The organism is Rugamonas sp. DEMB1 (assembly GCF_029834475.1).
GTDB classification, from domain to species: Bacteria; Pseudomonadota; Gammaproteobacteria; order Burkholderiales; family Burkholderiaceae_D; genus Rugamonas; species Rugamonas rubra.
Genome location: NZ_CP122407.1, coordinates 799,000 through 812,330 on the forward strand (window position 1 = coordinate 799,000; position 13,331 = coordinate 812,330).

Below are 13,331 nucleotides of genomic sequence, written 5' to 3' on the forward strand. Positions count from 1 at the left end.
CATGCGGAAACTAAGCACCGACACCACGGCCGCCACCGAGGTCATCACCCACGACGTCACGCCGTTGACCGTCAACACCGACACCCGCGCCTACAGCCGCATGGGCTGGATCATCGTCCTGCTGGGCGTGGTCGGCTTCCTGGCCTGGGCCAGCCTGGCGCCACTCGACAAGGGCGTGCCGATGAGCGGCACGGTGGCCAAGGAGAGCAGCCGCAAGGCGATCCAGCACCAGACCGGCGGCGTGGTGAAGGAGATCCTGGTCAAGGACGGCGACGTGGTCAAGGCCGGCCAGGTTCTGATGCGCATGAACAACACCATCGCCAAGTCGCAGGCCGAGACCTCGCGCACCCAGTACATCACCGCCCGCACCACCGAGGCGCGCCTGCTGGCCGAGCGCGACGGCCGGCCGGCGATGGCCTTCCCGCCGACGCTGGAGAAGTTCAAGGACGATCCGCGCGTGGTGGCCGGCTTCGGCCTGCAGAGCCAGCTGTTCAGCTCGCGCCGGATGGCGCTCACCAGCGAACTCGGCGCCTTCGACGAGAACATCGCCGGCCTGCGCGCCCAGTTGCGCGGCGTGCAGGAGTCGCGCGAGAGCAAGAAGATCCAGCTCGACATCGTCAAGGAGCAGGTCGACAACCTGCGCGACCTGGCCAAGGACGGCTACGTGGCGCGCAGCCGCCTGCTCGACGTCGAGCGCGCCCACGCCCAGCTGGTCGGCGCCATGGCCGAGGATAGCGGCAACATCGGCCGCACCCAGCGCCAGGTGCAGGAGCTCACGCTGCGCCGCCTGCAGCGCAGCCAGGACTACCAGAAGGAGGTGCGCAGCCAGCTGTCCGACGCCCAGCGCGAGGCCGAGGCGCTCGACAGCCGCCTCGACGGCCAGGACTACGAGCTGGCCAACGCCGACGTCAAGGCGCCGGTCGACGGCACCGTGGTCAACCTGGCCATCTTCACCCGTGGCGGCGTGGTCGCCCCCGGCGTCCACATGATGGACCTGGTGCCGAGCGACGACGCGCTGGTGGTCGAGGGCCAGCTGCCGGTCAACCTGATCGACCGCGTCCACGTCGGCCTGCCGGTCGAGCTGATGTTCTCCGCCTTCAACGCCAACAGCACGCCGCACATCCCCGGCGAGGTGATCGCGGTGTCGGCCGACCGCAGCGTCGAGGAGCGCAGCGGCATGCCCTACTACAAGGTGCGGGCCCGCGTCACCAAGGCCGGCCAGGCGCTGATCAACCAGAAGAAGCTCGACATCCGCTCCGGCATGCCGGTCGAGCTGTTCGTCAAGACCGGCGAGCGCACCATGATGAGCTACCTGATGAAGCCGCTGTTCGACCGCGCCCATTCGACCATGACGGAGGACTGAGCGATGAGCATGCAAGCACAATCGCGCCGTCCGCTGCTGCGCGCCCTGGTGCGCGCCGCCGTGCTGGGCGGCCTGCTGCAGGCCGGCGCCGCCTCGGCGCTGACCCTGATGCAGGCCTACCAGGCGGCGCTGCTCAACGACCCGACCTACCAGGGCGCGGTGCAGGACGCCGCCGCCGGCGAGGAGTACCGCAACATCGGCCGCTCGGCGCTGCTGCCCAACCTGTCGGCCAGCTACTCGGCCAGCCAGAACCGCTCCGACCTGCGCGGCGAGGGCTGCTGGGCCGCGCCACGCTGACCCATCCGCGCTACACCAGCCGCAGCTCCAGCGTGACGCTGCGCCAGCCCCTGTTCAACCTGGAGGCGCTGGCGCGCTACAAGCAGGGCCTGGCGCAGAGCGACTACAACGCCGCCGCCTTCGACTCGCGCACCCAGGAGATGATCCTGCGCGTCACCTCGGCCTACGTCGACGCCCTGTTCGCCAGCGAGCAGGTGCGCATCATCGGCGCCCAGCGCGCCACCTACCTGGAGCAGAAGCGGGTCAACGACCGCCTGTTCGACAAGGGCGAGGGGCCCCGCACCGACATGCTCGAGACCCAGTCCAAGCTGGACCTGGCCGAGGCGCAGATGCTCGAGGCGTTGGACAACCAGGCGGTGCAGCGCGCCACGCTGGCCACCCTGGTCGGCCAGGAGGTGGGCGAGCTCGACGAGCTGGCGCCGAACTTCCGCGTCGCCGCGCTGCCCGAGGGCGGCTTCGAGGCCTGGCGCAAGCTGGCGCTCGACAGCAACCCGGACCTGCGCGCCCAGGTCTACGCCATCGAGTCGGCCAAGCAGGAGTTCAACAAGAGCATGGCCGGCCACGCCCCGCGCATCGACGTGTTCGCCAGCTACACCAAGGCCAACGGCGAGACCCTCAACACCTACACGCAGGAGTCGACGGCGCGCGCCGTCGGCGTGCAGATCAACGTGCCGCTGTACTCGGGCGGCTACGTCAACGCCGTGTCGCGCCAGGCGCGGGCCGGCTTGGAGAAGGCGCGCACCGAGCTGCAGGCCAAGACCGACAAGGTGCTGCTCGACCTGCGCAAGCAGTACACCTCGGTGGTCAGCGGCGTGGCGCGCATCCAGGCGCTGGACCGGGCGGTCGAGTCCGGCGAGCTGCTGGTCAAGGCCACCGGCCAGAGCATCAAGGGCGGTGTGCGCATCAACCTCGACCTGCTCAACGCCCAGCAGCAGCTGAGCAGCAGCCTGCGCGACCAGGCCCAGGCCCGCTACAACTACCTGCTGTCGACGCTGCGCCTGCGCGCGGCGGCCGGCCTGCTGGGCATGGACGACGTGCGCCAGATGGCGACCTACTTCCGCTAGGCGGCGACGACGAAACAAAGGCGGCCCCAGGCGGGGGGGGGGGCGCCTTTGTTTCAGCCGGCCGGCGCCGGTGCCGCGCAGTTGCTTGGCGAACATGAATTCACTCATGGACGCCTGGCGGGGGAGGGCGGAGCGTGGTTTTTGCACCAATGCGGCGCGCGCTTATAGACTAGCGGGATGGCCGTTCCCCACCCGCTGTGCGATGATGGACTGTCGCGCGCCACCGCGCGCAAGGAACATGCCCGCCTATGAAGTCCGTCAACCTGCCCTACAGCCCACGGATCGACCAGCTACGCTGGTTCGCCGCCAGCATCGTCTTCCTGTTCCACTTCTATTACGAGTACCGCGGCGCCGGCGGCGCCGGCCTGGCCAGCCCCTGGTGGGGCTTGTTGACCGAGGGCCACACCGGCGTCGCCCTGTTCCTCACGCTGTCGGGCTTCCTGTTCATGCGCATCGCCCAGCAGCAGCAGCACATCGCCTATCGGCCCTTCCTGCGCAACCGCCTGCTGCGCATCGCGCCCTTGTACCTGGTGGTGTTCGCCATCGCCGTGTCGATCGGGCGCGACCGTTTCCAGCCGCAGGACCTTCCTGTACCTGTTTTCCGGCAACCTGGGCAGTTCGCCGACCTCGCTCAGCGTGGTCACCGGGGCGGCCTGGTGCATTCCGCTCGAGTTAGCCTTCTACCTGTTGTTCCCCTTCCTCAGCCGCTTCGCCCTGCAGCGCGGCGCCGGCTACCTGCTGCAGCTGCTCGGCCTGATGCTGTTCTTCAAGCTGATGGTGTACGGCGAGAGCGCGCACAGCACGCTGATGTTCTTTAGCACCCTGGTCGGCCGCTTCGACCAGTTCTTGATCGGCATGCTCGGCGCCGTGCTGTACCGGCGCCACGAGGCGTTGCTGCGCCGCCTGGCCGGTTGGCTGTTGCCGCTGGCGCTGCTGCTGGTGGTGTGTGACAGCGCGCTGCAGGCCGCCCGCGCGCCGTTCAACGCCACCGCCAAGTCGGCCTTCTGGATCGGCTGGTCGCTGCTCGAGAGCGGCGGCTGGGCCGTGTTCATCGTCTGCTGGGTGGCCTGGCAGGGCCGCCTGCCGGCGCTGCTGGAGCGCCTGCTCAACCATGGCGGCAAGATCAGCTATTCCTTCTATCTGCTGCACATGGGCGTGATCCACACGCTGGCCGGCAAGGTCGGCCTGGTGGCCCCCACTGGCGTGGTGCTGCTCGACGCCGCCTTGATGCTGGCCGTGGTCTACGCCGCCACCTGGGGGCTGGCCACGCTCAGCTACCGGGCCATCGAGGAACCCTTCCTGCGCCTGCGCGGCAGCTACGGCGCGGTGCCGCTCGGGCCGGCGCCGGCCGCCGAGCCGGCGCCGGCGCAGCGTCGGCCCGGCGCCTGAAGCGGCGTCCCGGTGCTTGCCGTGGCAGTGCGGGCAGGACAGCTCGTAGACGTGCTCGGGCGACAGCTGCCGACCGTGTGCGCGCGCACCGGACAGCAACATGTAGATGCCCTCGGGCGCGAGCAGGATGGTGCCCTTCAGGCCCAGCTCGGCGCAAATGACCTGGTGCTGCGGGCGCATTTCCCCGCTGTCGTCGAAGCTGGTGAACTTGTGGGCGGAGATGTTGACGTGCTGCGCGGCGGCGGCGGCCGTTGTCGTTTGCCGCGCCGGTTTCGGCGCCGGCGCGGCCTAGCGTCCCAGCTCGGACGGGGCGATGTTGGTGTAGTAGAAGTCGTGCTCGATCTGCTGCAGGCGGCGCAGGCCCAGCCCGTCCAGCAGGGGGATGGCGACGGCCATCTGCGGCTCGTAGATCTCGACCTGCATGATCACCTTGTTGTCGCGCACGGTGCGCGCCAGGCCGGCGATGACCTCCTTCTCGTGGCCCTCGACGTCGATCTTGATCAGCAGGTTGGCGCCCGACAGCGGCAGGTAGGAATCGATCGCCACCGCCTGCACCGCCGTGATCGGGAAGTGGACCCCCGGTTCGGCGATGCCGACGCCGCCGCGGTTGCCATCCGGGTGGGCCAGGCTGTCCCACACGTGCAGGGTGTGGTCGCGGTCGGTGACGGCCAGGTTGGCCGCCTTGATCTCGCGCGCCGCCCGATTCAGGAAGACGTTGGTTTGCAGCTGGGCGAAGTTGTGCCCGTCCGCCTCGAAGGCGAGGATCTGGTCGAAAATGCGGGTCTTGAGCATCATGAACGAGTACAGGCCCCAGTAGCTGCCGATGTCGAGGAAGACGGTGTTGCGCTGGCCGCGGAAATGCTCGGCCAGCTGGCCGAGGAAGTGCAGCTGCTGCGGCTCCCACTGGCCGGTCTCGATCACGGTGCGGTCGACCAGCGAGGACTTGTCGAGCATCAGGTCGAAGCCGAAGCGGCGGTGCACGTCGATGTCCATCTTCCCGGCCGGCGCCGGCGGCGGTGGCGCCGGCGGCGTGGCGGCCGCCTGTTCGGCCAGCGTGGCGGCGATCCGCGCCAGCGTTTGGCTGATCTCCTGGCTGCTGCCGGCGAGCGACAGCAGGCTGCCGTAGGCGCGGGCGAATTGGCGGAAGGGCGAGCGTTGGGAGAGCGAGGTCATAGGAGGTTTGCTAAATTCCAATATTTCATGGTACTACGCTTTACTCCCTTTGGCCAGCCGCCGCCGGCTGCTGCTTGCCGTGGCAGTGCGGGCAGGACACCTCGTAGACGTACTCGGGCGAGAGCTGCTGGCGCGGCGTGACCACGGCGCGGCAGACGAAGCACTGCACCGTCTCGGTCGGCTGCAACTGCGGGTCGAGCGCGGTGCGGTAGTCGAACACGAAGCAGTCGCCCGTGTAGTGGGCGCCGCCGACCTCCTCGAAGTACTTGAGGATGCCGCCCTCGAGCTGGTAGACGCTGTCGTAGCCGATGTTCTGCATGTGGATCGCCGCCTTCTCGCAGCGGATGCCGCCGGTGCAGAAGGTCACCACGGTCTTGCCGGCGAAGTCGCCCTGGTGGGCGGCGATCACCTCGGGGAACTCGGTGAACTTGGCGATGCGGTAGTCGACCGTGTTGTCGAAGGTGCCGACGTCGACCTCGAAGTCGTTGCGCGTGTCGACCATCACCACCGGCTTGCCGGCGTCGTCGACGCCGTTGTCGAGCCAGCGCTTGAGCGTCTTGGCCTCGACGAAGGGGGCGCGGCCGTCCTCCGGCTTGATCAGCGGCATGCGCATGGTGATGATCTCCTTTTTGATCTTCACCAGCATGCGCTTGTGCGACTGCTCGGCCGAGTAGCTCTCCTTGACCTCGAGGTCGGCGAAGCGGGCGTCGCTGCGCACCCAGGCCAGGTAGCGGTCGATCTGGCCGCGCGGGCCGGACAGGAACATGTTGATGCCCTCGGGGGTGAGCAGGATGGTGCCCTTGAGGCCCAGCTCGGCGCAAATGGCCTGGTATTGCGGGCGCATTTCCTCGGTGTCGTCGAAGGTGATGAACTTGTAGGCGGAGATGTTGACGTGCGGCGCGGCGGCGGCCGCCGCTGCGGCTGCGCCGGCCTGGTCGGCGGCGCTGGAGGTGTGCTCTTGCATGGTGCGTATCGGTAAAAAGCGGGACAGGCGACATTATAAGCGCTAACGCGGTGGCGGGCGCCGCCGCTGCCTGTTTAATGGGCAAATTGTGGGCGCCGCCAGGTGGCGCTCGGCTTTTGCGGCGTATCATGGTCGTTGGCTGCCGATGCACAGTTTTGTGGCATGTGCTAAACACGGGAAGATTGGGAGGTGGATGATGATTGACGCTTACGCCATTTCAAGCAAGTTGCTGGCGAGCTATCTGAACCATGAATTGTCTCTGCCGGACTTTCAACGTATTTTCATCGCACGGTTCAAGGCGGAGTCTCTGGTGCTCGATGAACCGCTGTTCCTCCTGCTTGATGAGCTTTTTGCCGTCCTCGATTCCTATACCGACGACATGGAGCTGTTGGCCAGCGACCCCAGCTATTACTTGGACGAGCCCGGGGTGGAGCGCAAGGCGGCGGAAATTGCGGCGCGCATGGGGGAGTGGCATGCGCGCGCCCAATTGGCCTCAGCAAATCTTCGCTGACTTCGCCTGTAGAAGAGGGCAGGGGGATTCTGCTGTGACAAGGCGCTGGCGTATCCAGTCGGCTGCCTGCAGCTCCGTCATGTTGCCGGCGGCGACCGCAAGCATGAAGTTGATGGCGTCGAACTCGCTGAACGCAAGCGACTCGCCGTTGATCGCCAGGAACAGGCGGCCGGTCACCCAGGCGGTACGCTTGTTGCCGTCGCTGAAGCCGTGGCTGGTGGCGATGCCGTAGATATAGGCCGCCGCAAGGTCGGCCACGTCCGGCGGTGGATCGCCGTCGGCGGCGAGGTTCTGCGCCCGATTCAGCGCCGACTCCACGGTGTTGAGGTCGCGTACGCCGGCCAATCCACCGTGCACTGCCAGTTGTTTGTCGTGCACCGCAAAAACGGTATCTCGCCGCACCCATTGCCAGCTCATTTGGCGAGCACCCGCAGGATCTCGCGGTCGTCGTGCATGATCGACTCGGCCAAGGCCATCTGGCGCTCAAACTCCGGGTTGTACGGTGTGATGCGCATCGCGCCGTCCGGGGGCCTCGGTCAGATACAGGGTATCGCCTTTCCGCACGTTCAGGATGCGCCTGACCTCCTTGTTCAAGATCAGCCCCTCTGATGCGCCTACGGTAGTGACTTTGATTGCGATCATAAGGCCCCCCTTCTATATAAGTTTTATTATATATCTGGCCTAAAGTATGTCAAGCAGCTTGATCGGTTAGGGGGGGATGTGCAAGCCCATCCCGCCGCCGTCGCCGCGCCCCATCATTGCCAGGTAGGAGCAATGTCATTCTCAACCATCGAGCCGGAACCGCACAGCACTGCTTGAGCGAGAACATTGCCTGCTGTCCCAGCAAGGAAATGTGCCATTTTTTTCATGTACTATGAATCGGATTCCATGGTCGTATCACAGCCATGCCAAAGTAACACGCGAAACACCTTACTATTCAACAAGCTTTAGGGCGCACAATATGTACAGAATCGGTTTTCCGTTTTGGAAGCAGATGGCCCGTCTGGGCGTGCCCCTGAAGCTGAGAGTCAATGTGGTCCGCGATGACGAGGCTGGCGTATTTGTGGCAACCAGCGACGATCTGCGGGGGCTGGTCTGCGAAGCGACGTCAATGGATGATCTAGTAAAAGAGGTGAACCTTGCCACATACGAACTACTATCGCTGCAGATGCAGACGATGCCGGTTCCTCAGCCTGTAACTGATCTGCGCCTTTGCCTGGCATGAATGGGTATTACAAGCTTGTCATTGTACTTTTGTTGCCCATCGAGTCGCGCTCCGTCAACCTCTCCCGCCGCGCGGCAAGAACGGCTCGGTCTGCTCGCGAGGTTCAGCAAGCGATGTCAGCGACTCCGCCACAAAGTTCACCGGCAAGTCGGGATTCTCCAGTATCGCCCGCCCTTATCTGGCCCAGAATTCGATCTGTCCGGCGATAGTGCGATGTTCCAGCGCCGCATGCCGCCTCGCAATCTCATACAGTTCCTGGCTAATCCTTATAGATGTACTTGTCGACATATCGATATAACCTCCTCCCTTGCACCAAACTTGTAACTACACCGACGACTTCCCCACTGTACCGGACAAATCGATCTCCACCACCGCCCAAATCCAGCCGGCGAATTCGGGATCGTTGTAGTGCTCGGCAAATGGGCGCGCGTCGGGCACCGGGCCGCCGCCGTCGATCACAGTCTCCAGCCAAAGATCGATGGCCTCGCGGGCGTTGTCGATCGCCTCGTCCAAGGTGTCGCCGGCGGAAAAACAGCCGGGCAAGTCCGGCACCACCACACCGAACGCCCGCCGCTCGTCGCCTGGCTCGATCGCAACTGGGTATTTCATTCTTACCTCCGATGGACCGGATGGAGGGCAAGTCGCATGTATCTACAGCTTACACTTTCGAGAGCGCCCCGCAAGCCAGTCCCGCCATCGCCGCGCCCCATCATTCAAACCCGGCTGGAGCGTTGAACACGGTAAAATAGCGCGATATGAATCCAGCGGGTAGCAGCGAATGAACATGGTAGCAAACGAACAAGACAACGCGGCCTCCGCCCCTGCGGCCGTGGCCGGCGGCCCGGCCTTCGTCCACCTGCGGGTGCACTCCGAGTACTCGATCGTCGACGGCCTGGTGCGCATCGACGACCTGATCTCGGCCGCCGCCAAGGACAAACAGGCGGCGCTGGCGATGACCGACCTGTCCAACCTGTTCGGCATGGTCAAGTTCTACAAGTCGGCGCGCGGCAAGGGCATCAAGCCGGTGGTCGGCGTCGACGTCTGGATCAGCAACGACGACAACCGCGACAAGCCCAGCCGCCTGCTGCTGCTGGCCAAGAACCGCATGGGCTATCTGCAGCTGTGCGAGCTGCTGTCGTCGGCCTTCCTGACCAACCAGTACAAGGGCCGCGCCGAGGTGCGCATGGAGTGGCTGCAGGCGCTGACCACCAACACCTACGAGCTGCTGCCCGGCGAGAACCCGGCCGACGGCCTGATCGCGCTGTCCGGCGCCCACTTCGGCGACGTCGGCATCGCCATCGAGAACGGCAACCTGGCGCTGGCCGAGCGCCACGCGCAGAAGTGGGCGGCGATCTTCCCCGGCCACTTCTACCTGGAGATCCAGCGCGCCGGCCAGGCCAACCAGGAGGCCCAGGTGCGCCACGCCGTGGCGCTGGCGGCCAAGCTGGGCCTGCCGGTGGTGGCGACCCATCCGGTGCAGTTCATCTCGCCCGACGAATACATCGCCCACGAGGCGCGCACCTGCATCGCCGAGGGCGAGATGCTGGCCAACGCCAAGCGGGTGCGCCGCTTCAACGAGTCGATGCGCTTCCAGACCCAGGCCGAAATGGCCGAGCGCTTCGCCGACCTGCCGGCGGCGCTGGCCAACTCGGTGGAGATCGCCAAGCGCTGCAACCTCACGCTCACGCTGGGCAAGCCGCAGCTGCCCAACTTCCCCACGCCGGACGGCATGAGCATCGACGAGTTCCTCGTCGCCGAGTCCAAGGCCGGCCTGGAGAAGCGCCTGCTCGAGCTGTACGCCGACCCGGAGCGGCGCGAGAAGGAGCGGCCGCGCTACGAGGCGCGCCTGAAGTTCGAGACCGACACCATCTGCAACATGAAGTTCCCCGGCTACTTCCTGATCGTGGCCGAGTTCATCCAGTGGGCCAAGGAGAACGGCGTGCCGGTCGGACCGGGCCGGGGTTCCGGCGCCGGCTCGCTGGTGGCCTACTCGCTGCTGATCACCGACCTGGACCCGCTCAAGTACAACCTGCTGTTCGAGCGTTTCCTCAACCCCGAGCGGGTCTCCATGCCCGACTTCGATATCGACTTCTGCCAGGAGGGGCGCGACCGCGTCATCCAGCACGTCAAGGACCTGTACGGCAAGGAGGCGGTGTCGCAGATCGCCACCTTCGGCACCATGGCGGCCAAGGGCGCGATCCGCGACGTCGGCCGCGTGATGGACTTCGGCTACAACTTCTGCGACGGCGTCTCCAAGCTGATCCCGTTCAAGCCGGGCAAGCCGGTGACCATCGCCGACGCCATCGAAGAGGAGCCGATGCTCAAGGAGCGCCAGGAGAACGAGGAGGAGGTGGCCCAGCTGCTCGAACTGGCGCAGCAGGTCGAGGGCATCACCCGCAACATCGGCATGCACGCCGGCGGCGTGTTGATCGCGCCGGGCAAGCTGACCGACTTCTGCCCGCTGTACACCCAGGGCGGCGACGGCGGCGTGGTGTCGCAGTACGACAAGGACGACGTGGAGGCCGTCGGCCTGGTCAAGTTCGACTTTTTGGGTTTGACCACGCTGACCATCCTCGACCGCGCGGTGCGCTACATCAAGCTGCTCGATCCGAAGGAGTCCGAGTTCGACCTGGCCAAGCTGCCGCTCAACGACCGTCCCTCCTACGACCTGCTGACCAAGGCCAAGACCGTGGCCGTGTTCCAGCTGGAGTCGCGCGGCATGCAGGGCATGTTGAAGGACGCCCGGCCCGACCGCTTCGAGGACATCATCGCCCTGGTGGCGCTGTACCGTCCGGGCCCGATGGACCTGATCCCCGACTTCTGCAAGCGCAAGCACGGCGAAAAGTTCGACTATCCCGATCCGCGCACCGAGTCCATTCTGTCCGAGACCTACGGCATCATGGTCTACCAGGAGCAGGTGATGCAGATGGCGCAGATCGTCGGCGGCTACTCGCTGGGCGGCGCCGACATGCTGCGCCGCGCGATGGGCAAGAAGAAGGCCGAGGAAATGGCCGAGCACCGCCAGATCTTCCGCGACGGCGCCGCCAAGGACGGTTTGAGCACCGCCAAGGCCGACGAGATCTTCGACTTGATGGAGAAGTTCGCCGGCTACGGCTTCAACAAATCGCACGCCGCCGCCTACGCGCTGCTGTCCTACCACACGGCGTATTTGAAGGCGCACCACCCGGCCGCGTTCATGGCGGCCAACATGTCGCTGGCGATGGACGACACCGACAAGGTGAAGATCCTGGTCGAGGACTGCATCGACATCTGCGGCCTGACGCTGCTGCCGCCGGACATCAACAAGTCCGACTACCGCTTCATGCCGGACGGCCCGCCGCCCTCGGTGACGGGCAAGAAGGTCACGCAGATCCGCTACGGCCTCGGCGCGGTGAAGGGTTCGGGGCAGAGCGCGATCGAGGCGATCATCGCCGCGCGCAGCGCCGGCGGGCCGTTCACCAGCCTGTTCGACTTCTGCAAGCGGGTCGACAAGAAGCAGATCAACCGCCGCACCATCGAGTCGCTGATCCGCAGCGGCGCCTTCGACTGCCTCGGCATCGACCGCGCCATCCTGCTGGCCAGCGTGGCCTTCGCCATGGAGTGCGCCGACCAGGAGCTGAAGGCGGCCAACCAGGTCAGCCTGTTCGGCGGCGACGACAGCGATCTGGTGGCGCCGCCCGAGTACGTCAAGTGCGCGCCCTTCAGCGACCGGCAGAAGCTGGCCGAGGAGAAAATCGCGCTCGGCTTCTACCTGTCGGGCCACATGTTCGACTCGTTCGCGCCGGAGGCGCGCCGCTTCGCCCGCACCAAGCTGGCCGAGCTGGAGCCGTCGCGCGAGCCGCGCATGCTGTGCGGCGTGATCACCGGCATCCGGCCGCAGATGACGCAACGCGGCAAGCTGCTCATCGTCACCCTGGACGACAAGAGCGCGGTGGTCGAGGTGACCATCTATTCCGAGGTGTACGAGGAGAACAAGAAGATCATCAAGGAGGACGAGTTCCTCGCCGTGGTCGGCAAGGTGTCGGAGGACCGCTTCTCAGGCGGCCTGCGCATCTCGGCCGAGAAGGTGTTCGACATCGTCGCCGCGCGCATCCAGTACGGCCGCCAGCTCGGCCTGGCGCTGCCGGCCACGCTGGACAGCCGCAAGATCGCCGAGGTGTTGGCGCCGCACCGCTCCGAGTCCGGCCTGCCGGTGCAGGCGCGCATCAACACCCAGGGCGTGGCCTGCGTGCTGCAGCTGGGCGAGGCCTGGTGCGTGGCGCCGTCCGACGAGCTGACCCTGGCGCTGCAGCAGCAGCTGGGCGCCACCGAGGTGGCCATTGAGTACTAGGCCGACCCCGGCGCCGCCGGCCGCCGCCGCGCCGGTGGCCGGCGCCGCGCGGGCGCCGCGCAAGGTGCTGTTCTTTTCGCAGGACGGCAAGCTGGGCGACGCGGTGGTCAACACCGCCTTCGTCGCCGCCCTGCGCGCGCGCGCGCCCGACTGCGAGATCCACGCCACCGTGGCCGGCGCGACGGCGCTCTTCTGGGGCCAGGACGCGCGCCTGGCGCGGCTGTGGAGCGTGCAGCGGCCGGGCTGGCTCGAGACGGTGCGCACCGCGCTGGCGCTGCGCCGCGAGCGCTACGACTACATCGTCACCTGGCAGCGGCTGCGCAAGGAGAAGAGCAAGCTGCTGCTGTGGCTGGCGCGGCCGGGCCGGGTGATCGACCTGCGCGGCCTCAACGGCGGGCCGCCGACGCACAAGGTGGCGGCCTGCGCCGCCGCGCTCGAGCAGATGGGCCTGCCCGGCGAGGCCGAACTGGCCTACGACATCGGCATGCCGCCCTGCTGTCCGGAGATCGACCGGATGTTCGCGCCGGGGCGCGAGGTGGTGGCGGTCAACCTGTTCGCCGCCGACGCCTGGCGCAACATCGGCGCGGCGCAGGCGGCCGAGCTGCTGCGCGGCCTGGGCGCGCTGGCGCCGCGGGCGGCGCTGTGCCTGGTCTGCACCGACGCGACCGCGGCGGCGGCCGGGGCCGTGCTGGCCGAGGCCGGCGGCGCGGCGGCCGGGCGGGTGGTCAACTGCCAGGGCAACCTGCCGCGCCTGCTGCGCTTGTGCCAGCGCGCCGACCTGGTGATCAGCCCGGACACGGCGCTGATCCACATCGCCTCGGCCTACGACACGGCGGTGGTCGGCATCTACCAGAACAACGGCGTCAAGGAGGTGGAGTGGGGGCCGCGCTCGCGCCTGAGCGCGCGCGTGCTGTCGGACTGCCCCGACAGCCTGGACGGCTTCGCCGTGGCCGACGTGCTGGCCAAGGCGGCGGCGCTGCGCGCCGCCTATCTAAAGTGACGCGGGGACAAGGTA

General features: G+C 66.8%; 13 protein-coding genes and 2 pseudogenes. 9 read left to right on the plus strand and 6 right to left on the minus strand.

Annotation, left to right across the window (positions count from 1 at the left end; genetic code table 11):
- Nucleotide 1: 1 nt before the first annotated feature.
- The 5 genes and pseudogenes from QC826_RS03715 (at nucleotide 2) to QC826_RS03735 (ending at nucleotide 4,113) form a co-directional block, all read left to right on the plus strand.
- Nucleotides 2–1,363: an HlyD family type I secretion periplasmic adaptor subunit gene (locus QC826_RS03715; protein WP_279764452.1), complete on the plus strand. Its 1,362-nt coding sequence runs from the start codon at nucleotides 2–4 to the stop codon at nucleotides 1,361–1,363.
- A gap of 3 nt (nucleotides 1,364–1,366) precedes the next feature.
- Nucleotides 1,367–1,660: a TolC family protein gene (locus tag QC826_RS03720; RefSeq protein WP_279764453.1), complete on the plus strand. Its 294-nt coding sequence runs from the start codon at nucleotides 1,367–1,369 to the stop codon at nucleotides 1,658–1,660.
- 32 nt (nucleotides 1,661–1,692) lie between these two features.
- Nucleotides 1,693–2,724 carry a TolC family outer membrane protein gene (locus tag QC826_RS03725; protein WP_279764454.1) on the plus strand — a complete coding sequence of 344 codons (1,032 nt, stop codon included), beginning with the start codon at nucleotides 1,693–1,695 and terminating at the stop codon, nucleotides 2,722–2,724.
- A gap of 248 nt (nucleotides 2,725–2,972) precedes the next feature.
- A pseudogene (locus QC826_RS03730) lies at nucleotides 2,973–3,278 on the plus strand (acyltransferase family protein); the annotation flags it as partial.
- An 82-nt stretch (nucleotides 3,279–3,360) separates the two neighbouring features.
- Entirely contained in the window at nucleotides 3,361–4,113 is a 753-nt protein-coding gene (locus tag QC826_RS03735; RefSeq protein WP_279764455.1) for an acyltransferase family protein, read from the plus strand.
- An 81-nt stretch (nucleotides 4,114–4,194) separates the two neighbouring features.
- On the opposite strand, the pseudogene QC826_RS03740 reads toward QC826_RS03735, so the two are convergent.
- The 3 genes and pseudogenes from QC826_RS03740 to QC826_RS03750 form a co-directional block, all read right to left on the minus strand.
- A pseudogene (locus QC826_RS03740) lies at nucleotides 4,195–4,335 on the minus strand (sulfurtransferase); the annotation flags it as partial.
- 66 nt (nucleotides 4,336–4,401) lie between these two features.
- Nucleotides 4,402–5,286 (minus strand): FkbM family methyltransferase, encoded by an 885-nt coding sequence (locus QC826_RS03745; protein WP_279764457.1) that lies wholly within the window; start codon nucleotides 5,284–5,286, stop codon nucleotides 4,402–4,404.
- A gap of 40 nt (nucleotides 5,287–5,326) precedes the next feature.
- On the minus strand, nucleotides 5,327–6,250 hold the full coding sequence (locus QC826_RS03750; protein ID WP_279764458.1) for a sulfurtransferase: 924 nt from the start codon (nucleotides 6,248–6,250) through the stop codon (nucleotides 5,327–5,329).
- Nucleotides 6,251–6,443: 193 nt separating this feature from the next.
- On the opposite strand from QC826_RS03750, the gene QC826_RS03755 reads away from it, so the two are divergent.
- Nucleotides 6,444–6,761 (plus strand): colicin immunity domain-containing protein, encoded by a 318-nt coding sequence (locus tag QC826_RS03755; protein WP_279764459.1) that lies wholly within the window; start codon nucleotides 6,444–6,446, stop codon nucleotides 6,759–6,761.
- On the opposite strand, the gene QC826_RS03760 is transcribed toward QC826_RS03755, so the two are convergent.
- Nucleotides 6,744–7,178 (minus strand): type II toxin-antitoxin system death-on-curing family toxin, encoded by a 435-nt coding sequence (locus tag QC826_RS03760; RefSeq protein ID WP_279764460.1) that lies wholly within the window; start codon nucleotides 7,176–7,178, stop codon nucleotides 6,744–6,746. The genes QC826_RS03755 and QC826_RS03760 overlap by 18 nt on opposite strands.
- 544 nt (nucleotides 7,179–7,722) lie before the next feature.
- Here QC826_RS03760 and QC826_RS03770 point away from each other — a divergent pair.
- Nucleotides 7,723–7,986 (plus strand): DUF1902 domain-containing protein, encoded by a 264-nt coding sequence (locus tag QC826_RS03770; RefSeq protein WP_279764461.1) that lies wholly within the window; start codon nucleotides 7,723–7,725, stop codon nucleotides 7,984–7,986.
- Between the two features lie 174 nt (nucleotides 7,987–8,160).
- Here the strand turns inward: QC826_RS03770 and QC826_RS03775 are convergent, their stop codons facing one another.
- Complete coding sequence (locus QC826_RS03775; RefSeq protein WP_279764463.1) at nucleotides 8,161–8,274, minus strand: TA system antitoxin ParD family protein; 114 nt, start codon at nucleotides 8,272–8,274, stop codon at nucleotides 8,161–8,163.
- Between the two features lie 36 nt (nucleotides 8,275–8,310).
- A complete protein-coding gene (locus QC826_RS03780) occupies nucleotides 8,311–8,595 on the minus strand; it encodes a type II toxin-antitoxin system HicB family antitoxin (RefSeq protein WP_279764464.1) in 285 nt (94 codons plus the stop codon).
- A gap of 169 nt (nucleotides 8,596–8,764) precedes the next feature.
- Between QC826_RS03780 and dnaE the strand changes: the two genes are divergently transcribed.
- Together dnaE and QC826_RS03790 are read left to right on the plus strand one after the other, a co-directional pair.
- Nucleotides 8,765–12,316: a DNA polymerase III subunit alpha gene (dnaE, locus tag QC826_RS03785; RefSeq protein ID WP_279764465.1), complete on the plus strand. Its 3,552-nt coding sequence runs from the start codon at nucleotides 8,765–8,767 to the stop codon at nucleotides 12,314–12,316.
- Entirely contained in the window at nucleotides 12,306–13,316 is a 1,011-nt protein-coding gene (locus tag QC826_RS03790) for a glycosyltransferase family 9 protein (RefSeq protein ID WP_279764466.1), read from the plus strand. The genes dnaE and QC826_RS03790 overlap by 11 nt, the downstream gene beginning before the upstream one ends.
- The last annotated feature ends 15 nt before the right edge of the window (nucleotides 13,317–13,331 follow it).

What these genes read in the sequence shown, in the direction of transcription:
- QC826_RS03715 (WP_279764452.1), top strand. Translation starts at nt 2, where the DNA reads ATGCGGAAACTAAGCACCGACACCACGGCCGCCACCGAGGTCATCACC.
- QC826_RS03720 (WP_279764453.1), top strand. Translation starts at nt 1,367, where the DNA reads ATGAGCATGCAAGCACAATCGCGCCGTCCGCTGCTGCGCGCCCTGGTG.
- QC826_RS03745 (WP_279764457.1), bottom strand. Translation starts at nt 5,286, where the DNA reads ATGACCTCGCTCTCCCAACGCTCGCCCTTCCGCCAATTCGCCCGCGCC.
- QC826_RS03750 (WP_279764458.1), bottom strand. Translation starts at nt 6,250, where the DNA reads ATGCAAGAGCACACCTCCAGCGCCGCCGACCAGGCCGGCGCAGCCGCA.
- QC826_RS03755 (WP_279764459.1), top strand. Translation starts at nt 6,444, where the DNA reads ATGATGATTGACGCTTACGCCATTTCAAGCAAGTTGCTGGCGAGCTAT.
- QC826_RS03760 (WP_279764460.1), bottom strand. Translation starts at nt 7,178, where the DNA reads ATGAGCTGGCAATGGGTGCGGCGAGATACCGTTTTTGCGGTGCACGAC.
- QC826_RS03770 (WP_279764461.1), top strand. Translation starts at nt 7,723, where the DNA reads ATGTACAGAATCGGTTTTCCGTTTTGGAAGCAGATGGCCCGTCTGGGC.
- QC826_RS03775 (WP_279764463.1), bottom strand. Translation starts at nt 8,274, where the DNA reads ATGTCGACAAGTACATCTATAAGGATTAGCCAGGAACTGTATGAGATT.
- QC826_RS03780 (WP_279764464.1), bottom strand. Translation starts at nt 8,595, where the DNA reads ATGAAATACCCAGTTGCGATCGAGCCAGGCGACGAGCGGCGGGCGTTC.
- dnaE (WP_279764465.1), top strand. Translation starts at nt 8,765, where the DNA reads ATGAACATGGTAGCAAACGAACAAGACAACGCGGCCTCCGCCCCTGCG.